Origin of the sequence: Bacillus sp. F19 (assembly GCA_023823795.1) — a bacterium.
In the GTDB taxonomy this organism is placed as follows: Bacteria; Bacillota; Bacilli; order Bacillales; family Bacillaceae; genus Bacillus_P.
On record CP085710.1, the window covers coordinates 589,569 to 612,607 of the forward strand.

The 23,039-nt window shown below is 40.9% G+C and carries 27 protein-coding genes; 17 read left to right on the forward strand and 10 right to left on the reverse strand.

Annotation, left to right across the window (positions count from 1 at the left end):
* Positions 1-63: 63 nt before the first annotated feature.
* From LIT25_03150 to LIT25_03185, 8 genes are all read left to right on the forward strand, one after another.
* The gene (locus LIT25_03150; protein USK34407.1) at positions 64-255 is read left to right on the forward strand and encodes a hypothetical protein; all 192 of its coding nucleotides are present in this window, start codon (positions 64-66) and stop codon (positions 253-255) included.
* 242 nt (positions 256-497) lie between these two features.
* Positions 498-2,030, forward strand: coding sequence for a fumarate hydratase (locus LIT25_03155; GenBank protein ID USK34408.1), 1,533 nt, complete (start codon positions 498-500; stop codon positions 2,028-2,030).
* Positions 2,031-3,977: 1,947 nt separating this feature from the next.
* The gene (pdaA, locus tag LIT25_03160) at positions 3,978-4,781 is read left to right on the forward strand and encodes a delta-lactam-biosynthetic de-N-acetylase (GenBank protein USK34409.1); all 804 of its coding nucleotides are present in this window, start codon (positions 3,978-3,980) and stop codon (positions 4,779-4,781) included.
* A gap of 86 nt (positions 4,782-4,867) precedes the next feature.
* Entirely contained in the window at positions 4,868-5,731 is an 864-nt protein-coding gene (locus tag LIT25_03165) for a DNA-3-methyladenine glycosylase (GenBank protein ID USK36139.1), read from the forward strand.
* A gap of 16 nt (positions 5,732-5,747) precedes the next feature.
* The gene (rlmD, locus tag LIT25_03170) at positions 5,748-7,136 is read left to right on the forward strand and encodes a 23S rRNA (uracil(1939)-C(5))-methyltransferase RlmD (protein ID USK34410.1); all 1,389 of its coding nucleotides are present in this window, start codon (positions 5,748-5,750) and stop codon (positions 7,134-7,136) included.
* Between the two features lie 26 nt (positions 7,137-7,162).
* The gene (locus LIT25_03175) at positions 7,163-8,299 is read left to right on the forward strand and encodes a DEAD/DEAH box helicase (GenBank protein USK34411.1); all 1,137 of its coding nucleotides are present in this window, start codon (positions 7,163-7,165) and stop codon (positions 8,297-8,299) included.
* 158 nt (positions 8,300-8,457) lie between these two features.
* Positions 8,458-8,691 carry an FAD-dependent oxidoreductase gene (locus LIT25_03180; protein USK34412.1) on the forward strand — a complete coding sequence of 78 codons (234 nt, stop codon included), beginning with the start codon at positions 8,458-8,460 and terminating at the stop codon, positions 8,689-8,691.
* Complete coding sequence (locus tag LIT25_03185) at positions 8,691-8,918, forward strand: FAD-dependent oxidoreductase (protein USK34413.1); 228 nt, start codon at positions 8,691-8,693, stop codon at positions 8,916-8,918. Before LIT25_03180 ends, LIT25_03185 begins: the two co-directional genes overlap by 1 nt.
* Before the next feature lie 563 nt (positions 8,919-9,481).
* Here LIT25_03185 and LIT25_03190 read toward each other — a convergent pair.
* From LIT25_03190 to LIT25_03210, 5 genes are all read right to left on the reverse strand, one after another.
* Positions 9,482-9,664 (reverse strand): YfhD family protein, encoded by a 183-nt coding sequence (locus LIT25_03190; GenBank protein USK34414.1) that lies wholly within the window; start codon positions 9,662-9,664, stop codon positions 9,482-9,484.
* An 82-nt stretch (positions 9,665-9,746) separates the two neighbouring features.
* Entirely contained in the window at positions 9,747-9,875 is a 129-nt protein-coding gene (locus tag LIT25_03195) for a YfhE family protein (protein ID USK34415.1), read from the reverse strand.
* Positions 9,876-9,980: 105 nt separating this feature from the next.
* The gene (locus tag LIT25_03200) at positions 9,981-10,538 is read right to left on the reverse strand and encodes a GNAT family N-acetyltransferase (protein ID USK34416.1); all 558 of its coding nucleotides are present in this window, start codon (positions 10,536-10,538) and stop codon (positions 9,981-9,983) included.
* 308 nt (positions 10,539-10,846) lie between these two features.
* Positions 10,847-11,974 carry an amidohydrolase gene (locus LIT25_03205; protein USK34417.1) on the reverse strand — a complete coding sequence of 376 codons (1,128 nt, stop codon included), beginning with the start codon at positions 11,972-11,974 and terminating at the stop codon, positions 10,847-10,849.
* Between the two features lie 23 nt (positions 11,975-11,997).
* Positions 11,998-12,900: a TIGR01777 family oxidoreductase gene (locus LIT25_03210; protein ID USK34418.1), complete on the reverse strand. Its 903-nt coding sequence runs from the start codon at positions 12,898-12,900 to the stop codon at positions 11,998-12,000.
* Between the two features lie 161 nt (positions 12,901-13,061).
* On the opposite strand from LIT25_03210, the gene recX reads away from it, so the two are divergent.
* Complete coding sequence (gene recX / locus LIT25_03215; protein ID USK34419.1) at positions 13,062-13,871, forward strand: recombination regulator RecX; 810 nt, start codon at positions 13,062-13,064, stop codon at positions 13,869-13,871.
* A 4-nt stretch (positions 13,872-13,875) separates the two neighbouring features.
* Here the strand turns inward: recX and LIT25_03220 are convergent, their stop codons facing one another.
* Positions 13,876-14,547 (reverse strand): SDR family oxidoreductase, encoded by a 672-nt coding sequence (locus LIT25_03220; protein ID USK34420.1) that lies wholly within the window; start codon positions 14,545-14,547, stop codon positions 13,876-13,878.
* Between the two features lie 69 nt (positions 14,548-14,616).
* Between LIT25_03220 and LIT25_03225 the strand changes: the two genes are divergently transcribed.
* The gene (locus tag LIT25_03225; GenBank protein ID USK34421.1) at positions 14,617-14,955 is read left to right on the forward strand and encodes a YfhH family protein; all 339 of its coding nucleotides are present in this window, start codon (positions 14,617-14,619) and stop codon (positions 14,953-14,955) included.
* Between the two features lie 38 nt (positions 14,956-14,993).
* On the opposite strand, the gene LIT25_03230 is transcribed toward LIT25_03225, so the two are convergent.
* Both LIT25_03230 and LIT25_03235 read right to left on the reverse strand, forming a co-directional pair.
* Positions 14,994-15,152 (reverse strand): YpzG family protein, encoded by a 159-nt coding sequence (locus LIT25_03230; GenBank protein ID USK34422.1) that lies wholly within the window; start codon positions 15,150-15,152, stop codon positions 14,994-14,996.
* 30 nt (positions 15,153-15,182) lie between these two features.
* Positions 15,183-15,347: a small, acid-soluble spore protein K gene (locus tag LIT25_03235; protein USK34423.1), complete on the reverse strand. Its 165-nt coding sequence runs from the start codon at positions 15,345-15,347 to the stop codon at positions 15,183-15,185.
* Between the two features lie 113 nt (positions 15,348-15,460).
* On the opposite strand from LIT25_03235, the gene LIT25_03240 reads away from it, so the two are divergent.
* Entirely contained in the window at positions 15,461-15,727 is a 267-nt protein-coding gene (locus LIT25_03240) for a YfhJ family protein (protein USK34424.1), read from the forward strand.
* A gap of 35 nt (positions 15,728-15,762) precedes the next feature.
* Here LIT25_03240 and LIT25_03245 read toward each other — a convergent pair whose 3' ends face one another.
* Positions 15,763-16,743: a metal-dependent hydrolase gene (locus LIT25_03245; GenBank protein ID USK34425.1), complete on the reverse strand. Its 981-nt coding sequence runs from the start codon at positions 16,741-16,743 to the stop codon at positions 15,763-15,765.
* A 377-nt stretch (positions 16,744-17,120) separates the two neighbouring features.
* Between LIT25_03245 and mutY the strand changes: the two genes are divergently transcribed.
* The gene (mutY, locus tag LIT25_03250) at positions 17,121-18,215 is read left to right on the forward strand and encodes an A/G-specific adenine glycosylase (protein USK34426.1); all 1,095 of its coding nucleotides are present in this window, start codon (positions 17,121-17,123) and stop codon (positions 18,213-18,215) included.
* A 126-nt stretch (positions 18,216-18,341) separates the two neighbouring features.
* Here the strand turns inward: mutY and LIT25_03255 are convergent, their stop codons facing one another.
* Positions 18,342-18,566, reverse strand: coding sequence for a hypothetical protein (locus LIT25_03255; GenBank protein ID USK34427.1), 225 nt, complete (start codon positions 18,564-18,566; stop codon positions 18,342-18,344).
* A gap of 88 nt (positions 18,567-18,654) precedes the next feature.
* Between LIT25_03255 and fabL the strand changes: the two genes are divergently transcribed.
* The 5 genes from fabL to LIT25_03280 all read left to right on the forward strand — a co-directional run bounded on the left by fabL (position 18,655) and on the right by LIT25_03280 (position 22,946).
* Entirely contained in the window at positions 18,655-19,407 is a 753-nt protein-coding gene (gene fabL / locus LIT25_03260; GenBank protein USK34428.1) for an enoyl-[acyl-carrier-protein] reductase FabL, read from the forward strand.
* A 96-nt stretch (positions 19,408-19,503) separates the two neighbouring features.
* Positions 19,504-19,680 carry a gamma-type small acid-soluble spore protein gene (locus LIT25_03265; GenBank protein ID USK34429.1) on the forward strand — a complete coding sequence of 59 codons (177 nt, stop codon included), beginning with the start codon at positions 19,504-19,506 and terminating at the stop codon, positions 19,678-19,680.
* A gap of 396 nt (positions 19,681-20,076) precedes the next feature.
* Entirely contained in the window at positions 20,077-20,331 is a 255-nt protein-coding gene (locus LIT25_03270) for a hypothetical protein (GenBank protein USK36140.1), read from the forward strand.
* A 145-nt stretch (positions 20,332-20,476) separates the two neighbouring features.
* Positions 20,477-21,007, forward strand: coding sequence for a DUF402 domain-containing protein (locus LIT25_03275; protein ID USK34430.1), 531 nt, complete (start codon positions 20,477-20,479; stop codon positions 21,005-21,007).
* A gap of 196 nt (positions 21,008-21,203) precedes the next feature.
* Positions 21,204-22,946 carry an ABC transporter ATP-binding protein/permease gene (locus LIT25_03280; GenBank protein ID USK34431.1) on the forward strand — a complete coding sequence of 581 codons (1,743 nt, stop codon included), beginning with the start codon at positions 21,204-21,206 and terminating at the stop codon, positions 22,944-22,946.
* Positions 22,947-23,039 lie beyond the last annotated feature (93 nt).

Sequence of the window (23,039 nt, forward strand, 5' to 3'; positions counted from 1 at the left end):
TACTGTTGTCAAAGAAGGGCGAATAAGCTACGATATCACTATCAGTGAAAGGAGAGATACATCTTGGGCAACGCCGTTCATGATAAAGACTCACAGTTAAAATATTTAAAAACTCGCTTAAATATGTTTATGAATGTCATCGATTCAATGGATCCTGAGTCAACAGACGTCGAGGATATTGATCGTTTAATTAAAATGCTTGATGAGCTTGAAGTGAAGCAGGAACAGTTTAAAAAGGACTGGGATAAAGAATAGTGGGAATCAGCTGCTGAGGCAGCTGTTTTTTTTATGTAATCACAATTTAGATTAGGTGATGATTGGAAAAAGGTTTATGCAAGTAAAAAGAACATTTTGGAAAGTAAATGAATATCCCCTTTTAAATGTTTTTCGGGTAAATTCTTTCCAAGCTGTAAGCCTTTCCAACCAAAACACAAAGGAGTATAATAAAAATTGAATGAAATTGACCGAGTTCTATAGACAATAAGGGGAGAAACAGGATGGAAAAATTTTATCAAAGCATGTACGAATTAATTGTCGAGACATCTACAAACCTTCCTAAGGATGTCCGCCGTGCAATTTTGAAAGCAAAAATGAAAGAGAATGCTGGTACGCGTGCTGCATTGTCTCTTGCGACTATATCTGAAAATATCAAAATGGCTGATGAAAATGTATCGCCAATTTGTCAGGATACGGGTCTTCCGACTTTCAAACTGAAGGTTCCCGTTGGTGCTAATCAGCTTCAAATGAAAGAAGAGATCAAACGCGCCATTGCTCAAGCGACAAAAGACGGAAAGCTTCGTCCAAACTCAGTTGATTCGTTAACCGGTGAGAACAGCGGAGATAATCTTGGATACGGCACACCCGTCATTAAATTTGAGCAATGGGAAAAAGACTATATTGATGCCCGTTTAATTTTAAAAGGCGGCGGCTGTGAAAATAAAAATATTCAATACAGTCTTCCATGCGAGCTTGATGGACTTGGAAAAGCTGGCCGGGACTTGGACGGCATCCGCAAATGCATTCTGCATTCTGTTTATCAGGCACAAGGACAAGGCTGCAGCGCAGGGTTCATTGGAGTGGGAATTGGAGGAGACCGCACTTCCGGGTATGAACTTGCAAAAGAACAGCTTTTCAGAAGTTCAGAAGATATCAATCCAAACCCGGATCTTCAAAAGCTTGAAGAGTACATTGTGGAAAAAGCCAATCAGCTCGGAATCGGTACAATGGGCTTTGGCGGGGAAGCTACTCTGTTAGGGTGCAAGGTTGGAGTGATGAACCGGATTCCTGCTAGTTTCTTTGTATCTGTTGCATATAATTGCTGGGCATATCGCCGTTTAGGGGTAAACATTGATGCAGCAAGCGGTGAAATTCAAAATTGGCTGTACCAAGAGGGTGAGATGCCAAACTTGAATAATGCAGATCAAACGGATGAAGCACCTCAAGCTTCACGTGAAGTTGTTCTGGAAGCGCCAATTACAGAAGAAAAAATCCGTGAATTAAAAGTTGGGGATGTTGTTCATATCAATGGAATGATGTACACGGGCCGCGATGCGATTCACAAATACTTATCTGACAATGACGCCCCGGTCGATCTTGACGGTCAAATTATCTACCATTGCGGTCCAGTTATGCTGAAGGATGAAGATGGGAATTGGCACGTGAAGGCTGCCGGGCCGACAACAAGTATTCGTGAGGAGCCTTATCAGGGCGATATCATGAAAAAATTCGGTATTCGCGCGGTCATTGGAAAAGGAGGTATGGGGCCAAAAACGCTGAAAGCCCTTAATGAACATGGCGGAGTCTATCTGAATGCAATTGGCGGAGCCGCACAATACTATGCAGATTGCATTAAATCAGTTGAAGGCGTAGATCTTATGCAGTTCGGCATTCCAGAAGCGATGTGGCACCTGAAGGTTGAAGGATTTACCGCGGTAGTCACAATGGACTCACACGGCAACAGCCTGCATGCAGATGTTGATCAGTCCTCTCTTGAAAAGCTTTCACAATTCAAAGAACCTGTTTTCAGTTAAGGAGAAGCCGGATTTATTCCGGCTTTTTTATTATGAAAAGGAAACACTAGGCTAGGGTTCTAAAGAGCTTTCAGCATGGTAGTAAAAAATTCTTCCAAATATATATGGTTCGCCAACCTATACTGGAACAATCCCATCTGAATGGGTGCCTTAGAAACCGGAAAAAACGATTCAGATGGTGCCCTAGAAAACAGAAAAAGCGAAATCCAGGTATCCATACGAGCGGAATGGTGCCCTAGAAACGGGAAAAAGCGAAATGCAGGTACCCATAGGATCGAAATGGTGCCCTAGAAACGGGAAAAAGCGAAATGCAGGTACCCATAGGATCGGAATGGTGCCCTAGAAAACAGAAAAAGCGAAATGCAGGTACCCATAGAGCGAAATGGTGCCCTAGAAAACAGAAAAAGCGAAATGCAGGTACCCATAGGATCGAAATGGTGCCCTAGAAACGGGAAAAAGCGAAATCCAGGTACCCATAGGATCGAAATGGTACCCTAGAAACGGGAAAAAACGAAATCCAGGTACCCATAGGATCGGAATGGTGCCCTAGAAACGGGAAAAAGCGAAATGCAGGTACCCATAGGAACGGAATGGTGCCCCAGAAAACAGAAAAAGCGAAATTCAGGTACCCATAAGAGCGGAATGGTACCCTAGAAAACAGAAAAAGCGAAATTCAGGTACCCATTAGGAGCAGAATGGTGCCCTAGAAACGGGAAAAAGCGAAATGCAGGTACCCATACGAGCAGAATGGTACCCTAGAAATCTGAAAAAGCGAAATCCAGGTATCCATAAGAGCGGAATGGTGCCCTAGAAAACAGAAAAAGCGAAATCCAGGTACCCATAGGATCGAAATGGTACCCTAGAAACGGGAAAAAACGAAATCCAGGTACCCATAGGAACGGAATGGTGCCCTAGAAACGGGAAAAAGCGAAATGCAGGTACCCATAGGAACGGAATGGTGCCCTAGAAACGGGAAAAAGCGAAATGCAGGTACCCATACGAGCAGAATGGTACCCTAGAAATCTGAAAAAGCGAAATCCAGGTATCCATAAGAGCGGAATGGTGCCCTAGAAAACAGAAAAAGCGAAATCCAGGTACCCATAGGATCGAAATGGTACCCTAGAAACGGGAAAAAACGAAATCCAGGTACCCATAGGAACGGAATGGTGCCCTAGAAACGGGAAAAAGCGAAATGCAGGTACCCATAGGAACGGAATGGTGCCCTAGAAACGGGAAAAAGCGAAATGCAGGTACCCATACGAGCGGAATGGTGCCCTAGAAAACAGAAAAAGCGAAATCCAGGTCCCTATACGAGCGAAATGGTGCCCTAGAAAACAGAAAAAGCGAAATGCAGGTACCCATAGGAACGGAATGGTGCCCTAGAAAACAGAAAAAGCGAAATTCAGGTACCCATAAGAGCGGAATGGTACCCTAGAAAACAGAAAAAGCGAAATTCAGGTACCCATTAGGAGCAGAATGGTGCCCTAGAAACGGGAAAAAGCGAAATGCAGGTACCCATACGAGCAGAATGGTACCCTAGAAATCTGAAAAAGCGAAATCCAGGTATCCATAAGAGCGGAATGGTGCCCTAGAAAACAGAAAAAGCGAAATCCAGGTACCCATAGGATCGAAATGGTACCCTAGAAACGGGAAAAAACGAAATGCAGGTACCCATAGGAGCAGAATGGTGCCCTAGAAAACAGAAAAAGCGAAATGCAGGTACCCATACATAGGAACGGAATGGTGCCCTAGAAAACAGAAAAAGCGAAATCCAGGTATCCATAGGATCGGAATGGTGCCCTAGAAAACAGAAAAAGCGAAATCCAGGTCCCCATTCGAAAAGCTTGCTAAATCATTCCTTCCCATATGTTACCTGCTAAAAAACAGTATGTAATTCACGTTCTTTCCGACACTATAGATAGAAACTATTTCAGGGGAGCGATTTTTTTGAAATACTGTTGCGCTATTTTAAGTGTTCTGCTGTTTTTATCATTCGGAATACATGAAGCAAAAGCGTCTGTCTCTAACCAGCCGATCAACTGGGGCTTTGAAAAAAGCAAAAATCACAAATCAGTAAATCCTGGTTTGCCGCTCGAGAAGCTGCTGAATAAGTATGATTCTTTTTTTATGGGTGACCCGACTCAAAAATATATTTACTTAACATTTGATAATGGTTACGAAAACGGCTATACGGGAAGAGTCCTTGATGTGCTGAAAAAAAGAAAAGTACCCGCCGCTTTTTTTGTAACAGGTCATTATTTGCTCGATCAGCCGGAGCTTGTCAAGCGCATGGCAGATGAAGGCCATATTGTTGGTAACCATTCATGGCATCACCCGGACTTAACAAAAGTCAGTGATGAACGATTTAAGAAAGAGCTGGACTCGGTAAGACTGAAAACAGAGCAGTTAACAGGCTACCATGGCATCAATTATTTGCGCCCGCCAAGAGGTGTTTTCAGTGAAAGGGTTCTGTCTTTATCAAGAGAACTTGGCTATCAGCCTGTATTCTGGTCGCTTGCCTTCGTCGACTGGCATACGAATGCACAAAAAGGCTGGAGATACTCATATGATCAAATCATGGCTCAAATTCACCCAGGCTGTATTCTATTGCTGCATACTGTCTCTAAAGATAATGCAGAAGCTCTTGACCGTGCGATAGAAGATTTAACAAAACAAGGCTATATCTTTAAAAGCCTTGATGATCTGATGATTGACCGAACATTTCACCAGCCATTCTTTTACTCCCTTTGACTTATGCTCGGAGGGAGTTTTGCGTTTCCCGCTTGTGTATTCATGGTATAATACACAGTATCAAAAATAAGGGATTTGAGATGACTATGTGGGAAGAACGTATACGAATAGAACCTCCATATGATTTTGACCGTATGCTTGATCGTTTATCCATGGATCCGCTTCATCATGTCAGATTAGTGAAGCGTGAGGTTTCCATTCCTCTCCGAAACCAGAACAACGATCCTTTTGTTGTAACCGTAAAAGGACTGGGTACTAAAACGGCTCCTGAGTTTCTCTTAAGTGGGAAATCAGACAAAGACTATGCGATAAAAGAAACAATGCGCATTTTTCAATGGAATGTATCTTTAGTTGATGTTCAAACACATTTTCGTTCTTCAAACATTGCAGAAATATTCGAAGCGCATGACGGGACGCCGATTGTCCTTGAATTTAGTCTTTACGGCTGTCTGATGAAGTGCATTATTCATCAGCAGCTCAATCTGAAATTCGCCCATACACTGACAGAGCGTTTTGTTCATACATTTGGTGAGCAGATTGATGGTGTATGGTTTTACCCTGCTCCTGAAAAAGTGGCGGAACTTGATTACAGTGATTTAAGGGAGCTTCAGTTCAGCGGCCGCAAAGCAGAGTATGTGATTGATACATCAAAGCTTATAGCTGAAGGCAAAATAAATCTTGAAGAACTTCAGAATATGGAAGATGCAGATATTCTTAAGGAGCTTGTAAAAATACGCGGTGTAGGTCCCTGGACCGTCCAGAATCTGCTTTTATTCGGTCTCGGTCGTCCAAACCTTTTTCCGTTTGCAGATATAGGTATACAAAATGCATTAAAAAAGCATTTTCAGCTTGAACGGAAACCAACCTTTGAAGAAATGGAGATACTAAGCAAAGAGTGGTCACCTTATTTAAGCTATGCATCTCTTTATTTATGGAGAAGCATTGAATAGAAATGGAGCGGCAAACATGAAGACCAATCAGAAAAACATCGGAATTACCCTTGAAAAAGGACAGACTTTTCCTCTCACAATAAAAAGACTCGGCATTAACGGAGAAGGGGTAGGCTACTTTAAAAAACAAGTCGTTTTTGTGCCAGGCGCCCTTCCGAACGAGGAAGTTGTGGTAGAAGCAACGAACATCGGACAGAAATTTGCAGAAGGCAAGATCAAGAAAATCAGAAAGGCATCCCCTCACAGAGTAGATGCGCCGTGTCCGATTTATCATGAGTGCGGGGGCTGCCAGCTTCAGCATTTTTCCTATGAACAGCAATTAAAAGAAAAGAGAGACATTATTGTTCAGGCGATGGAGCGGTATTCAGGGCTTGATTTAAGTAAAGTTGAAATCAGACAAACAATCGGCATGGATGATCCATGGAATTACCGGAATAAAAGCCAGTTCCAGACTGGTTTACGAAACGGCAAAGTCATTGCCGGCCTTTACAGCAAAAATTCACATCATCTTGTAAATATTGATCACTGTATTGTACAGCATGAAGCAACAAATAAAGCGACTCAAACAGTAAAGCAGATTTTGCAGGATTTGAAGGTATCAATTTATGATGAACGTAAGCGCAAAGGAATCGTACGTACGATTGTCAGCAGAATTGGCTTTACAAGCGGTGAGGTACAGATTGTCCTGATCACATCACAAGAGAACCTTCCGCGCAAAGAACTGATTGTAAGTGAAATTCAAAAGCGCCTTCCTGAAGTGAAATCCATTATGCAGAATGTAAACGGCGAAAAAACGTCTTTGATCTTCGGAGAGAAAACCATTCACTTAGAAGGCGAAGAAGTGATTCAAGAGAAATTGGGCGATCTTTCGTTTGAATTATCAGCACGTGCCTTTTTTCAATTAAATCCTGTTCAGACAGTCAAGCTGTACAATGAAGTTAAAAAAGCGGCACAGCTTACAGGTTCTGAAAAAGTAGTTGATGCATATTGCGGAGTCGGCACCATCGGCATGTGGCTTTCTGAAGGTGCGAAGGAAATCAGAGGGATGGATACAATCGCGGACTCCATTATAGATGCGAAGAAAAATGCAAAGAAGCATGGAGTTAAAAATGCAACTTATGTAAAAGGAACGGCTGAGCACTGGCTGCCTAAATGGCTTGGGGAAGGGTGGCGTCCTGATGTTGTGGTAGTGGACCCGCCGCGTACTGGCTGTGATTCAAAATTATTAGGCGCGATCTTAAAGGTTAAACCGGAGAAATTCGTCTATGTATCATGCAACCCATCAACACTTGCAAAAGATATTCAAACACTTTCAAAAGTGTATAAAGTGAAGCACATTCAGCCTGTAGACATGTTCCCGCATACAGCACATGTGGAAAGTGTCACATTGCTAGAAAAGAAATAATCCAAAGAAATGAAAAGGTGAAAATTATGAACGACACATGGTCATTGCTGACAGAAGCGAAGCCATTTTTACAAGAGGCATGGAAGAAAGCAGCATACACAAACCCGACAGCGATACAGGAAAAAGCGATACCAATGATATTGGATGGACGTGATGTTATCGCTGAATCCCCAACCGGTACAGGAAAAACTCTTGCTTACCTGCTTCCGCTTTTAGAGCGCATCAATTCAGAAAGCAAGGGAGTTCAAGCGTTAATTATGGCTTCTTCGCGCGAGTTAGTCATGCAGATTCATCAGGAAATTCAAAAATGGTCGGAGGGAAGCGGCATTTTAGGAGCTTCTTTCATCGGCGGAGCAAATGTGAAAAGACAGCAGGAAAAGCTGAAAAAGCGTCCGCAGATTATTGTCGGTACGCCGGGCCGTGTCTCTGAGCTTATTAAACAAAAGAAAATCAAAATGCATGAAGTAAAAACAATCGTACTTGATGAAGGAGATCAGCTGCTTCAGCCTGAACATTTATCAGATATTAAAAACATCATTAAAACAACATTGAAGGACAGACAGCTCTTGCTTTTCTCGGCAACTCTCCCGGAAAAAACGGAAGCAGAAGCGAGAAGCCTGATGCAGAATCCTGAAGTTATCAAAGTCAGCAGAGATGAAAGCGTGCAGTCTAAAGTCGATCATATCTATTTCACTGCAGAAGCCAGAGATAAAATTGATTTACTTCAAAAGCTCTCAAGATTAGATGGAGCTAAAGCGATCGCATTTGTTAAAGACATCGGAAATGCAGCTGTTTTAGCAGAAAAGCTTATGTACAAAGGATTGCCGCTTGGCATTCTTCACGGGGATTCTACAAAGCGAGAGCGGGAAACAGCCATCAAAAGTTTCCGTACAGGAGAGCTACCGATGCTCCTCGCTACAGATGTAGCAGCAAGGGGCCTCGATATTGAAGGGGTTACACACGTTATTCATTATGACCTTCCCGAAACAGTTGAGCAGTATGTTCACCGCTCGGGCAGAACAGGACGAAATGGAGCAGACGGAACGGTCGTTTCGCTTGTAACAGAACGAGAAGAGCGTGAACTGAAGCAAATCTGCAGAGGATTAAAGGTTGAGCTTCATAAAAAGCGTTTTTATAAGGGCGAAATTGTAGAATCTAAATAAAAAAATCCCGCAGCCAGATGGCTGCGGGATTTTTTATATACTTCTCTCCCCTCCTGCGTATTACAAAACGTGTAAGGAAATGTAACATACTTACTGCATTTTTAAAGGAAATAATGATAATCTCAACTACCATTTTGAAGTATGCTGGAGGTTTCAAAATGACTAAACAAAAATTAGTAGTAGTAGGAAACGGAATGGCGGGGGCTCGCTGTGTGGAAGAAATTATTAATACTGACGCCGAAGCGTTTGATATTACCATTTTCGGAAGTGAACCGCACATTACCTATAATCGAATTTTACTATCAACAGTTATGCAGGGCAGTATGACTACAATAAATGATCATAATTGGTATGCAAAACATAATATACAGCTGTTTACAGGTGAAAAGTGATGGATATCGATACTTTGAATCAAATCATTCAAACAGATAAGGAGAGGGAGTTATCCTATGACAAGCTAATTCTTGCCACTGGTTCTGTTCCTTTTTTTCTTCCTGTCCCAGGAGCTGATAAAGAGGGAGTAATCCCTTTTCGCACAATTGAAGGTTGCCGGAAAATGATTGAAAGTTCGCTTCAATATAAAAAAGCGGTAGTTATTGGAGGAGGATTATTAGGCTAAAGAGCTGGAAAGGCAAGGCATGCACTTTTCTATTAAAAAAGGTGACAAAAGAAATCATCGGAAACAGCCGTGCAAAAGGCGTTCGTTTTCAAGATGGAACAAAAACAGAGGCAGATTTACTATTATTAATAAATTGAGATTTCTTTATATATGTAAGGAAACATGACATACTTTTAGTTAGAGATGCTATAAATACAAAAAGAAGCTGCCTGCTGGCAGCTCTTTCATAGATATCATGATGTCAATCATTGATGTATAGTTAAAATTTGTAAAAAACTCAAAAAATATGCGCACTATCCATTAAAATATTTAACCCGCAATGAAAATCCATAAAATACAAAGGCTCCACAAGTTTATACACAGTATCCACAATTTAAATAGAAGTTGTCCACAAAATTATTAAAAAAACTGACAATTTTTCATTTAACTGTATTAATAAGTGTCTGATGAAAATTATCCACAAAATACACATAGGTGTTAATAACATTATCCACAGGTTATCTAAGAAAAATAAAAAAGAGAGTGCATTAAGCACTCCCCTTTTTGTATTATCCATAAATCGTTTATTTTCCCTGACGCTCATCTGCAGCTTTAGCTCTTGCTTGAGCCGTTTTATCTGCCTGATCTGCGAGTTCAGCCGAATATTCTTCATAAACTCCGTCAGATTCTTTTTTAAGGTTTTTTGGAACCTGCGCTAAATTATTTTTGCTTTTGCTTCTAGAATGCTGGCTGTTTGCTCTGCCCATTTTTTAGCCCCCCTGAAGTTAGCTTGAACATCACATGTTCATTGATTAGTTTTATCTTAACTGGAGGAAGGTATGCTGGCAGTTAATGACTCGATTTGCTGTTTATGTATCCGCCTGCACGGTCAGCCCTTTTAAATTCTCTTGAATAGGTTACTTCCTGTGCACCGCTTAAAGAATTGCGGGTTTTTTCGCGTTTTCTTTTATCAGCCATTTTAAGTTCACCCTTTCTTTTGTCTGTCTGCACTATTTTGGTCATCTTTCAGGAATCTCATACAAAAAAACCTGCTCAGGAATGAAGTGAGCAGGTTTTGCATCATTACGCTTCTTTAAGATGCTGTTCCTCTGGCGATGCAGCAGTACGCATTGTATAGAAGGTGTATAGGTCTTTTGAAATTTCGTATAAGTTATAAATATCCTCGCCCTGATTGATTTCGTCCAGAAGAGGTTTTCTTGTTTCATTGGCATTTACTACGTAAGGCAGCTTTTCAGCGGCTTTTGTTGAGCGGATGTTTTTCTTTCTGATGCGGAGAAAAATCCGTTCAATGTCAAGCTCAAAAAAGAGTTCATTGAAAAAAGCATCTTTAGCAGCCTGGTTATAGCCTTTTCCGTGAAATGGCTTCCCAAGCCATGTTCCTAGAAACCCGGCATTGTCCTGAATATCAAATAAACTGATCGTTCCGATTGGAGAGCCCCATTCATCGAGAATGGTACGTGAAATCAATTCCCCGCGCTCTTCTGCTTCAATCGTTTGTTTTGTTAAAAATAGATATTCATCAATTGATGCAGCTTTGTGGCGCACAAAAGGGAAGACATCAGGGTGAACCATTTGATCATAGAGCGGCTGACTGTCTTGAATATCACGTTTTTTTAGCATCTGCTATCCCTCCAACCAGAGGGCAGACTTACAGACTTGTCGTGTTGAAGTCCCACCCTCGAAATTTTTTAAATTAGATAAAAAAATTTCGGGGTGGGAATCGAACCCACTAGGACCAGTTTACTGGTGGCGCACCATTTGCCTTCCCACGCATTTGCATCATTCGGTTTTTAGTAATTATTTTATTACTCTATCCTCTCGTATCATACTCGATTTTTTTTCAAAATGAAACTATTTTTTTGTTATTTTTTTATGAATTTAAACACATTTTTTTATGCGGGAAAATGCGTATATTTCAAGAGGGGAATTCAGGTTTTTTGAAAGACGATTTTCCCGTTAATCATTGTCAGCTCGGGCTTTGCAAGGTAGTGAAAAGGGTGATGACTCCATAGCACTATGTCTGCGTCTTTTCCTATTTCAAGACTCCCTGTCCGGTCATCAATTAACAGGTTTTTGGCAGCAGTAATGGTAATGGCTTCTAGCGCCAATTTTTCCTCAAAACCTTCTCTTACGGCGATGGATGCCACAACATTTAAGTACTGAATAGGTGTATATGGATGATCTGTTGTAATGGAGACCTCAACGCCGCGGTCTGCTAATGCCTGATAAGTAAGCCAGCTTTTATTTTTAAGCTCTACTTTAGACTTTCTTGTTAGCGTAGGACCTACGCTAACCTTTATTTTTTTGCCTATAAACTCATCTGCAATAAGATGTCCTTCTGTACAATGTTCAATTCTGAAATCAAGATTGAATTCTTCAGCAAATCGGATGGCTGAAAGGATATCATCTGCGCGGTGAGCATGAATACGTACCGGTATTTCGCGATTAAGCACTTTGCGGATGGAAATCGATCTGAAATCATCTGGTTCTTTGCTGCACTGTGCTTTGTAAAAAGCCTCTCTGAGCATCCCCATAATACCCATTCTCGTAATGGAATCTTTATTGCCATGACTGTGAATACGTTTGGGATTTTCCCCAAGTGCGATTTTCAAAGCGGCTGTTTCAACGACGATCATGTCCTTAATATTTACGCCATGTGTTTTAATGACAGATGTTGTGCCTCCGATCACATTTGCACTTCCAGGCATAATATGAACGGTGGTAATGCCGTACTGAACGGCATCCTTAAAACCTTGATCAAGAGGATGAACCCCGTCAAGAGCGCGAATGTGCGGAGAGAGCACTTCAATGGTTTCATTGGCATCATTTCCTGCCCATCCTGTACCTTCATCATAAAGGCCAAGATGTGTATGAACATCAATGAAGCCAGGGAACAAAAATTGCTCCTTGCAGTCGATTATTTTAGTTCCTTCCGGGCATGGCAGCTGTTTGCCGATTGCCATAATTTTACCGCGGGAAACATAGAGATCGGATTGATAAAGTGGTTTTGATGTAACAGGATAAATTGTTGCATTCCTAAATAAAAAGCTATCCATGATAAACTCCTATTCTCGTGTCCTTATGAGGATTTTAATATGTCAGATAGAGCTTCTTTAAGCACTGAATGTGAAAATTGAAAGTTATTTTCCAGTGCGACTTTCGGAATCACCCGCTGTCCTTCAAGAACAAGAATGCTTTTTTCTCCGAGTGCAAGCTTTAAAGCAAAGCTTGGAGCAGGAATCCAATGAGGACGGTGCAGCACTTTGGCAACCGTTTTTCCGAAATCCTTCATTTGAACAGGATTTGGAGATGCTGCATTAACAGGACCTTCAATCGATTTTTGAAGAAGCAAAAAGTGAATAAGTTTCACTACATCATTTATATGAATCCAAGACAGCCATTGTGTGCCGGAGCCAACCGTTCCTCCAGCAAATAATTTATAAGGCAGTATAATAGAAGGAAGAGCGCCTTTCTCTCCTAATATAATACCGAAGCGCGTAATTACAGTCCGCACATCAAGCTCTGATATCCTGGCTGCTTCCTGCTCCCATTTAATAACCGTTTCTGAGAGAAAGTCTGATCCAATCGGATGTGATTCCTCTGTAAATATTTCGTCTTCCGATGTCCCGTAAATTCCTGCTGCGCTGGCGTTTATCAGCACTTCTGGCTTTGTTTCCAAATTTTCAATGATTCTGTATACTTCACGTGTCGTTTTAACGCGGCTCTCAACAATCTGTTTTTTAGTTTCTTCTGTCCAGCGGTCATTAATTGATTTTCCTGCAAGGTTAATGAAAGCATTTATTCCATCCAGTTCGCGTTCCGGAGCTGCATCCTCTGACATCCATTCAACGTATCTAAGCCCGGATTTCTGGCTTTCTTTTTTCGATCTGCTTAATATCAGCACTTCGTTTCCGTTTTCTAAGAGGTAGTCCGTGAGCTTTTTGCCTACAAAACCGGTTCCGCCAGCAATCGCAATTTTCATCGTATCACTCCTTGTTATTCTCTATCCTTATATTTCATCAATCATACCCCGATAATCCTTCTTAATATGCTGAGAAAGATAAGTCTCTTCAAATTGTGTCCCAGCGCTTACATTAAGCCGTCTGAAAGCGAAATATGATAAGATGAAGGAGAGGTGTCAATATGCCAATAATAACGAAAATTACGGTTCAAAAAAGCAGTGAAGAGCGTTTTAATGTCTTTTTGAATGAGGGCAGCGGCGAAAAATTCGCATTCAGTGTCGATCAGAATGTCCTTTTAAAATTCGGTCTTAGAAAAGGTCTTGAACTGGACGAGATGGAAATCCTGGAAATTCAATATGGAGATTCAGTGAAAAAAGCGTTCAATAAAGCCATTGAATATTTAGGATTCCGAATGCGCTCTGAAAAAGAAGTAGCGGACATGCTGCTGAAAAAAGAGTATGAAGAAGCCGTTGTTTCTGAAGTGATGCACCAGCTGCGCCACTATGAGTATGTAAACGATGAAGAGTTTGCAGATGCATATATCCGCACGCACTGGAAAACCGGCGGAAAAGGTCCTGGTGTAATGAAGCAGGAGCTTTCATTAAAAGGCATCAGCAAGGACATTGCCGAAAAAGCTCTTTTGCAGTATTCAAAAGAAGATCAAGTGGAACAAGCGATGGTCCACGCCGAAAAGGTCGTTCGGAAAGAAACGAAGATCTCAACTGTAAAGATTAAGCAAAAAGTGGAACAGACACTTATGAGAAAAGGCTTCAGCTATGATGTCATCTCTATTGTAAAAGAAGAATTAATGTATGAAAATAATGATGATGAAGAGTGGAATTCCCTTGTTCTTCAGGCAGAAAAACTGAAAAGGAAGTATGCCAAAGGAGCACAGGCTCAATATAAAATGAAAATGAAGCAGGCTTTATACAGAAAGGGTTTCTCAATTGAAAACATCGACCGTTATTTAAACGAAGAAGAGCAGGATTGATATCCTACTCTACAATGATTTCTGTTCTGCCGTCATCAAGACGATAAATCTTTTCTGCAATAACTGCCGGTGATTTAAGACGGGTTTTATCTTTAATGTGTTCATTATTGTCCCAAAAGGGTGTATCCATGCCGCCCATATAAGCTCCGGCAATCGTAATGTCCGTTCCGTCCAGCTCTTTTACAAGACTTTCTGTAAAACCCCTGACGGCGAACTTCGATGCAACGTACACACTTTCGTTTACCTTGCCCCGCAGTCCGGCGGTAGAGATAATATTTAGAATTTTACCTGTACCTTTTTTCGTGAATTCTTTTATAAAAGCCTGGGTTAAAAAAATAGTGCCTTTTACATTTGTATCCAGCATTTCACTGATTTCTTCAGCTGATAATAAAGTGACGGGCCCGAAGTGGCCTACTCCCGCATTGTTAATGAGTGCAGCTGCATCGTGCTTGGTGAACAACGATGTGCATAAGGATTGCACTTCATCATGATTTTGGATATTCACGGTATATGTAAAGACTTTAAGCTCTCGGCTTTGCTGCAGAATGTCTTTCGTTTGCTGAAGACGTTCTTGATTTCTCCCGATTAAAATGATTTCATTAAAATCTTTGCTGTATTGCAGAGCGAGTGCTCGCCCAAGCCCTGAACCGGCGCCTGTAATAACTATAGCTGACATTGGCTCACTCCTTCTAATTATTACTTATATTCTATACTTATTTTTACGAAATGTGAAAGGATGATCATTTTGCAGACAAAACGATACAGTACTCTGACTGAATATGAGCTAAAAACAGAAATCGCCCAGCTGCGTGAAAAAGCGCGTAAAGCGGAACAATTGGGAATGATTAATGAGTTTGCTGTTTTAGATCGTAAAATGACAATGGCGCAAGCCTATTTACTGAATCCGGACAGCTTCTTGCCTGGAGAGGTTTATGAAATAGAAGGGGCACCCGGAACGTTTTTCAAAATCTCCTATATGAATGGTGTCTTTGCCTGGGGCTATCGTCTGGAAAGCCCAAGTGATGAAGAGGGTATTCCGATTTCAATGCTCGGTGAGAAAAAGGATGAAAACGAACCACACTGAATACTTTCATTCAGCATGATTCGTTATTCTTTAAAAATCTATGATCTTTTTCTTGTTTGTGCTTCTAAAATAATTAAGTCCTGGGTCAGCTGTGTCTGTCCATTTACCTGAGAATGTGCATGCTTAGGATTAGCCCAGGGCTGCTGAAACGGATTTTCATATCTGTTGTTATAGAACTTCTTATGGTTTGAACCCATTATAAGCACCTCCGCAAAATTTGTGCAAAATCAAGAACCAATATCATTGCGTTCGCCTGAAGCTCTCATTCTTTCCTGCGGGTTAGTGTTGATTGTACCATTCGCTCTTTTTGAAGCGAAGTCATCTTTTGCTCTTGGTTCTCCCTCAAACTTGTTGCTGGATTGAATCGGAAAGTCTTTTGCTTTATTCCGCATGCGTATGACCTCCAATGGGTTTAAAATAGCTTCAATAACTGAAGCGTATTTATAGTATGTGATGCTGCTGCTAAAACTATAAGCATGAATCAATGCCCCCGAGGTGATGAAAAATGGAAACATATTATGAACGTTTAACTAAGCTGCTGATGGAAAAAAATCCGTCCTTAAGCTATGAAAAAGCCCGGACCTGGATTGAACTCCTTTGGGAGGATTTTGAAGCAACCTACGCCAAAGCTGGCGAAAAGTACCGCGGAAAAAATGTAACGGAGAAAATAGTGACGCAGTGGATTACCAACTACGGTGAGCATTTGCATGAGTTTTTAGCAACAAATCCTAAATACAAGCATTTACTGAATGATGATCATTTGCTGCATTAAAAAACTTGGCTCCGACTGGGGCCAAGTTTTTGTATTTATTCGGGAAAAAGATCTAATTTTTTTCTGAGCTTTTCCTCACTGAATATCCAGCCTGTATACGAACTGACAATGTTTAAATCCTGATCGAGCTGGACGATGGCAACAAAGGGATAATGCCCTTTGCTCCGGTAGCGCAAGTCGATAAATTTCACCTCGTAATGGTCTGTGTATTCATCAACCTCCCACCTGTAAACAGGGGAGAAAGATAAGAACGCAGAAATATTTTCATCCCGTTCAGCAGCTTTGATAACATCTGTTTGAGGTACGGGAACCCGGTTATATTCATCAAGGATTGTCAGTTCATTATTAAGTGAACGTCCCACGTAGTAATGGTTTTTTGAAATGATCGCGATCCGCAATTTTCTGAATTTCATCGTTGGGGAAATAATGATTTTTTCTACATCGCCATATTTCTCATGGATTTTATGAACAATTCTTCTCTTCATAATAAATCTGAGAATGTAGTACCCGAATGCAACGATAAAGACTGTTAAAAATGTATAGCCTGCAGGTGCTCCAAATATCCAAACCACAATTCCTGCTGTATAAATCAAGAACAAGATAGGATCAAAGGTATTGATCATGCCAAGTGCGATCCACTTTTGTGAAAATGGACGAAGTGCCTGGGTTCCGTAAGCATTAAAAATATCAACAAATACATGAAGTACAACAGCGACTGAGGTCCATATGGCCAAATGCAGCAAATCAGCTCGCGGGAAGATCCAGTACAAAAGAGCAGTAATCAAAACGGACCAAAGAATTACAGCAGGTATAGAGTGAGTAATCCCGCGATGATTGCGAATATATTTAGCGTTATTTCTAAACTTTAATACGGTATCAAGATCGGGAGCCTGAGACCCTGCAATGGCTCCGATCATAACAGCCTGTGCAGTCACAGGATCTGTGCCTACTGAGGGATCAAGTGTTGCAAGCCCGCCGAGAGCAATACCCATCACAACATGTGTGCCTGTATCCACTCATTAAAACCTCCTGTCACTATCATATGATGAAATAAGGTTTTCTCATCCCTTTATTTTATAGGATACATTACTGATTATTATAGTTTTTTGTGAGAAGGCATGCCTGCCTCTTTTTAATTTGCGGCGAATGCTGTATGATTTTTTAGTTGAAATAAGAAAAGCGCAATCGCCCGTTTAGCTCCAACAGAGAGATATGAAATCACCCGAAAAGTCCGGGCTTGACTTTTTGGGGGATTTTGTTGTGGCCGAGGAGTTGGGCGCTGGAGCTAGACATCAAAGCGCAAAATTTTTATACTGTCTTAAAACTCAAATGAAAGCCTACCATCTATTTTCCCAAATTTCCTATAAAAATAACATGCGGAGGATATTTAAATATGCTCGACTCAATTGATAAAAATTTACATTCATTGAATATAGACGAATTTAGAAAAGATTTAATTTCGTGGTATTTGCTTGAGAAAAGAGATCTGCCTTGGAGACTTGATCAGGATCCTTATAAAATATGGGTTTCTGAAATTATGCTTCAGCAGACAAGAGTTGATACAGTTATTCCGTATTTTCTTGCCTTCACAGAAAAGTTCCCGACACTTGAAACCCTGGCTGATGCGGATGAAGAAGATGTTCTGAAAGCGTGGGAGGGACTTGGCTATTATTCAAGAGTACGTAACTTGCATTCGGCTGTTAAAGAGGTCATGAGCAGCTACGGGGGCATTGTACCTGATACACCTGAGGAGATCAGTAAACTAAAAGGAGTGGGTCCTTATACAAAAGGGGCAATTTTGAGTATTGCCTATAACGTGCCGGAGCCGGCAGTAGATGGAAATGTGATGAGAGTGATGTCGCGTATTCTATCTATTTGGGAGGATATCGCAAAGCCGAAAACCCGCAAGATTTTTGAAAACATTCTATATGAGGTAATCTCAAAGGAACAGCCTTCAGAATTTAATCAGGCATTAATGGAGCTTGGCGCGATTATTTGCACTCCGACGTCACCAACATGTCTTATGTGCCCTGTCAGAGAGCATTGCCACGCGTTCCATGAAGGTGTGCAAAGAGAACTCCCTGTCAAAAGCAAGAAGAAAAAGCCTAAACAAGTCACTATGGCCGCTGCCGTTCTGAAAGATGAAGATGGCCATTATTACATCCATAAACGCAATTCTTCAGGACTTCTCGCTAATTTATGGGAGTTTCCAAACTGTGAAACATCGATTGACATCGTCTCGCAAAAAGAACAGCTTGTAAATTTCCTGAATGATGAATATGAGACAGATGCTGAGCTTGAACCGCTTGCAGGCACCATTCAGCATATATTTTCTCATTTAGTCTGGAACATTTCCGTCTATACAGGTCAGCTTAAACCTGGCGGCAGCAGCAGCTATAAAGATCTTGTAAAAGTGACAGAAACTGAAATGCAGCGATACGCGTTTCCTGTTTCACATCAGAAGATTTATCAGATGTCAATTCAGTGATTTTGAAATCGTATGAACGTGCAGAAAATTGAGTGAGTTTGCAAAAATTCACCCGTGAACAAATAAATTGATATGCATGCTCCATTTAAAAACACACAAAACCGGCCTGATTACGGCCGATTGGTGTTAGTCATAGCTTATTTTTGTCCCGTGTGTGTAATTAGCTTCATTGCGTTTTAAACCGCCCCGTTCTTCAATTTCCTGTATGATATCACGGTGTATTGTTTGTCCTTCGGCGTTTAAATATAGCATCATTTGCTGAAGTCCATGATGAAAGTAAGCTAATTCATTGTCCTTCCACTCATGAATGGACATCATGGATAATTCAGTCATATCACGGCCTGCATACATATGCAATCCTCCTCTACTACTCGCTTGTCCTATTGTTTGATACAATAAAGGCAACTATACGATTAACAGCAAATAAGGAGATGTAAAAATGAACCAGAACAAAACAGCTTTAATTACAGGAAGCAGCCGCGGAATCGGGAAAGCAATCGCACTCCGTCTTGCTAAGCAGGGATACAATATTGTCATCAATTATGCCAGAAGCAAAGGTGCAGCTCTTCAGACAGCAGAAGAAATTGAAGCGCTTGGCGTAAAGGCGCTTGTAGTAAAAGCAAACGTAGGAAAACCTGAAAAGATTAAAGAGATGTTTGCCGAAATAGATGAAACCTTCGGCCGTTTAGATATATTTGTAAACAATGCTGCATCAGGTGTATTAAGACCATTAATGGAGCTTGAAGAAAGCCACTGGGACTGGACAATGGATATTAACAGCAAGGCTCTTTTATTCTGTGCTCAGGAAGCTGCGAAGAGAATGGAAAAAAATGGCGGAGGAAAAATTGTCAGCATCAGTTCTTTAGGTTCGATCCGCGTTCTTGAAAATTACACCACAGTTGGAGTATCAAAGGCTGCGCTCGAATCTTTGACGCGCTACCTGGCAGTCGAGCTTGCATCAAAAAATATTGTGGTGAATGCTGTTTCAGGTGGAGCTGTTGATACAGAAGCACTGAAGCATTTTCCAAACCGCGAGGAACTGCTTGCTGATGCGAGAAGAATGACTCCTGCAGGACGTATGGTGGATATGGAAGATATGGTCGATGCAGTTGAATTTCTCGTTTCAGACCAGGCATCGATGATCAGAGGACAGACCATTATCGTGGATGGCGGACGTTCCCTCCTGATGTAGAAAAAAAATTGCACCTCAAAAATCAAAAAAAAATTTAAAACCTTTGGATATTAATTTCACCTTCGGGACATGATAAATTTCGTGGAGGTGATAATCATGGCAAATCAACAACAACCAAACAAAACTCAAGCTGGCACTAACGTACAACAAGTGAGACAACAAAACGCTCAAGCTGCGCAAGGTCAACAACAATTCGGAGCTGAGTTCGCTACCGAAACAGATGCTCAACAAGTGAAAAAACAAAATCAACAAGCTGAAGCTAAGAAAAGCTAAAACTCTTAATTTAAAAACCGCTTAAAAAAAGACACTTCTTCCTTGTGAGAATAAGTGTCTTTTCTATTTTTATTTAGCGCCTGACAAGCCCTTCAACGTTATAAGATCAGCGGTCAACTGGCCCGGCAATGCAACGAACGGCATCCGCCCCCAGAATGAGCAGATCCACCAGCGAAATACAATCCTTCGTATATATCGCTAAATTCGGACTGTTTAACGTTTTCCCTATTTTAATGGATACAAACCAAATCAGGCATCTCAATGTGCTGAAAAACACAATTCTGCATCCGACAAAACCTCTTATTCCTCAACATATAAAGTCAAAGGAAAATGATTTATGAAGAAGAAAAAGTATGTGTACAAATCAGCAAGACGGTAGAGAGAGGTGTAGTTGGATTGAAAGATTTTGATCAATTAGTCGGCAATCAGCTCCAGACGATGGAAAAGCTGCTGTGCCTGCAATCTGAAATTGAGAGATGTCAGCAGTTAAAGGAGCAGCTGAGCAATCTTCCGGATGAAATAAAATGCAAGGAGATTGAGTCAGAGATTGACTTTATGAAGGATGAACTGCATGTGATTCAGAAAGTGTTTGAAAAGCAGACAGAAGAGGTGATTCTTTCTTATCAGGCTGTTGAGCCATTACGCAAATAAAGGGCTATTACGAGAGTCTCCCAAAACCTCAGGGGCGGCTCTTTTATTTTCTTTTTTTTCCTGCAAACGGTATAATAGTAAAAACAATTAGTTGAAGATCTTTGCTTTTTCAGCAAAGCGGCGATACGGAAAGTAGGGGAGTAAAATGGGATTTCCCAAGGAAGGAGATAACATACAAATTCATAGCTACAAACATGATGGGCATATTCACCGAATTTGGGATGAAACAACAGTATTAAAGGCTAGTCAGCATTGTATTATCGGCGGAAATGACAGGACGGTTGTGACAGAATCCGATGGCCGAACCTGGATTACCCGTGAACCTGCCATTTGTTACTTCCATACTAAGTACTGGTTTAACGTAATAGGTATGATCCGTGAAGACGGCATTTATTATTATTGCAACATAAGCTCGCCATTCGCATGGGATGATGAAGCGCTGAAATACATAGATTATGACCTTGATGTTAAAATTTTTCCTGATATGACCTATATCATCTTAGATGAAGATGAATATGAATATCACCGTAAAAAAATGAAATATCCTGATGTCATCGATCTTATTTTAAAGAGCAACCTTGAAAAATTGCTGCGCTGGATCAGACAGCAAAAAGGTCCGTTCTCAGCAGAATTTATCGATGAGTGGTATGAACGTTATTTAACACATGTAAAATGATTTGTTATCCGTTCACACTTCCTGATGTACAGCACTTAGATAGCAGATTTGGGGATGTACAGCCTGACAGCCTGTTTGATAAACAGGCTTATTCTTTTTGCCGGGATATTTCTAAAGCCAATCATGCGCTGCAGGGGAGGGTATTAGATGCTCTGCTGCGCGCAAAATAGACAAAGAAAGGGGGAGACAAAGGCCCTTGAGTTCTGTAAAGCGTTACATGAAATTCGTCAAACCATATAAATTTCAAATAGCAGGAACGATATTAATTGGAATTATAAAATTCTCTATTCCTTTATTAACACCACTGCTGCTTAAGTATGTAGTAGATGATATATTAGGCGGAAAAATGTCAGCTGATGAAAAAACGGCTAAGCTGCTGACTATAATGGGAATCATGTTTGCCATTTTCCTAATAGTAAGGCCGCCAATTGAATATTATCGTCAATATTTTGCACAATGGACAGGCAGCAAAATCCTTTATGATATAAGGGACAGCCTGTTTACACATCTGCAAAAACTCAGTCTCCGCTACTATGCAAACACAAGAGCGGGAGAAATTATCTCGAGAATCGTCAACGATGTTGAACAAACGAAAAACTTTGTCATCACCGGTCTAATGAACGTATGGCTTGATATTTTTACAATCGTGATCGCAGTGATCATCATGTTTACAATGGATATCAAACTTACACTGGTATCAATTATTCTGTTTCCTCTTTACGGCTTTTCCGTCAAGTACTTTTACGGAAAGCTGAGACATCTGACTAGAGTCAGATCTCAAGCTCTGGCGCAAGTGCAGGGACATCTTCATGAGCGAGTTCAGGGGATGCCTGTCATACGAAGCTTTGCCATTGAAGAACATGAGCAGGCTGAATTTGATAAAGAAAACCATAACTTTTTAACGAAAGCGCTCGATCATACAAGCTGGAATGCTAAGACGTTTGCAGTTGTGAATACAATTACGGATGTTGCCCCCCTGCTTGTTATATCATATGCAGCCTATCAAGTTATTCATGGGAACATGACAGTTGGGACAATGGTAGCATTTATCGCTTATATTGATCAGCTTTATAATCCGCTCAGACGTCTTGTTACTTCGTCAACTACTCTCACTCAGGCCCTCGCATCCATGGACCGTGTGTTTGAACTAATTGATGAAAAGTATGATATCACAGACAAACCGAATGCAATAGAAGCAAAAGCGGTAAATGGAACAATTGAATTTGAAGATGTGTCGTTCAAATATGACGAGAAAGAACCGATGATCCTTGATCATGTCTCTTTAAAAGTGAACAGAGGGGAAACGGTTGCCCTAGTAGGCATGAGCGGAGGAGGAAAATCCACCTTCATCAGCTTGATTCCGCGTTTTTACGATGTTTCAGAAGGGAGCATTCTTCTTGATGGGATTGATATCAGAAACTACCGGGCTCAAAGCCTGAGAGATCAAATTGGCATGGTTTTGCAGGATACGTTTTTATTCAGTCAGTCTGTTAAAGAAAATATTCTGATCGGCAAGCCTGGAGCAACGGATGAAGAAGTGTTTGAAGCCGCAAGAGCAGCTAACGCCCATGATTTCATTTTAGGCTTTCCTGATGGCTATGATACAAAAGTCGGTGAACGCGGTGTTAAGCTTTCAGGCGGACAAAAACAAAGACTTGCCATTGCAAGAGTTTTCTTGAAGAATCCTCCAATTCTTGTTCTAGATGAAGCAACGTCAGCTCTTGATTTGGAAAGCGAGCACCTCATACAAGAAGCGCTGGAGAAGCTTGCTCAGGACAGAACTACGTTTATCGTAGCTCATCGACTTTCAACCATTACACATGCTGATAAAATTGTTGTCGTAGAAAACGGGAAAATTGCAGAACAGGGGACTCATTCTGAGCTAATGGAGAAACAAGGCCATTATTATTCTCTATTCCAGATTCAGCAATTAGATTAGTCCATGTTTTTCTATCATAATAAAATCATATCTTTAGGAAAAAAGAATTCCATAATAAGTAAAATAAGCAATCCTTTCGGGATTGCTATTTTT

What these genes read in the sequence shown, in the direction of transcription:
- LIT25_03155 (USK34408.1), top strand. Translation starts at nt 498, where the DNA reads ATGGAAAAATTTTATCAAAGCATGTACGAATTAATTGTCGAGACATCT.
- LIT25_03165 (USK36139.1), top strand. Translation starts at nt 4,868, where the DNA reads ATGTGGGAAGAACGTATACGAATAGAACCTCCATATGATTTTGACCGT.
- rlmD (USK34410.1), top strand. Translation starts at nt 5,748, where the DNA reads ATGAAGACCAATCAGAAAAACATCGGAATTACCCTTGAAAAAGGACAG.
- LIT25_03175 (USK34411.1), top strand. Translation starts at nt 7,163, where the DNA reads ATGAACGACACATGGTCATTGCTGACAGAAGCGAAGCCATTTTTACAA.
- LIT25_03180 (USK34412.1), top strand. Translation starts at nt 8,458, where the DNA reads ATGACTAAACAAAAATTAGTAGTAGTAGGAAACGGAATGGCGGGGGCT.
- LIT25_03185 (USK34413.1), top strand. Translation starts at nt 8,691, where the DNA reads ATGGATATCGATACTTTGAATCAAATCATTCAAACAGATAAGGAGAGG.
- LIT25_03190 (USK34414.1), bottom strand. Translation starts at nt 9,664, where the DNA reads ATGGGCAGAGCAAACAGCCAGCATTCTAGAAGCAAAAGCAAAAATAAT.
- LIT25_03195 (USK34415.1), bottom strand. Translation starts at nt 9,875, where the DNA reads ATGGCTGATAAAAGAAAACGCGAAAAAACCCGCAATTCTTTAAGCGGT.
- LIT25_03200 (USK34416.1), bottom strand. Translation starts at nt 10,538, where the DNA reads ATGCTAAAAAAACGTGATATTCAAGACAGTCAGCCGCTCTATGATCAA.
- LIT25_03205 (USK34417.1), bottom strand. Translation starts at nt 11,974, where the DNA reads ATGGATAGCTTTTTATTTAGGAATGCAACAATTTATCCTGTTACATCA.
- LIT25_03210 (USK34418.1), bottom strand. Translation starts at nt 12,900, where the DNA reads ATGAAAATTGCGATTGCTGGCGGAACCGGTTTTGTAGGCAAAAAGCTC.
- recX (USK34419.1), top strand. Translation starts at nt 13,062, where the DNA reads ATGCCAATAATAACGAAAATTACGGTTCAAAAAAGCAGTGAAGAGCGT.
- LIT25_03220 (USK34420.1), bottom strand. Translation starts at nt 14,547, where the DNA reads ATGTCAGCTATAGTTATTACAGGCGCCGGTTCAGGGCTTGGGCGAGCA.
- LIT25_03230 (USK34422.1), bottom strand. Translation starts at nt 15,152, where the DNA reads ATGGGTTCAAACCATAAGAAGTTCTATAACAACAGATATGAAAATCCG.
- LIT25_03235 (USK34423.1), bottom strand. Translation starts at nt 15,347, where the DNA reads ATGCGGAATAAAGCAAAAGACTTTCCGATTCAATCCAGCAACAAGTTT.
- LIT25_03240 (USK34424.1), top strand. Translation starts at nt 15,461, where the DNA reads ATGGAAACATATTATGAACGTTTAACTAAGCTGCTGATGGAAAAAAAT.
- mutY (USK34426.1), top strand. Translation starts at nt 17,121, where the DNA reads ATGCTCGACTCAATTGATAAAAATTTACATTCATTGAATATAGACGAA.
- LIT25_03255 (USK34427.1), bottom strand. Translation starts at nt 18,566, where the DNA reads ATGTATGCAGGCCGTGATATGACTGAATTATCCATGATGTCCATTCAT.
- fabL (USK34428.1), top strand. Translation starts at nt 18,655, where the DNA reads ATGAACCAGAACAAAACAGCTTTAATTACAGGAAGCAGCCGCGGAATC.
- LIT25_03265 (USK34429.1), top strand. Translation starts at nt 19,504, where the DNA reads ATGGCAAATCAACAACAACCAAACAAAACTCAAGCTGGCACTAACGTA.
- LIT25_03275 (USK34430.1), top strand. Translation starts at nt 20,477, where the DNA reads ATGGGATTTCCCAAGGAAGGAGATAACATACAAATTCATAGCTACAAA.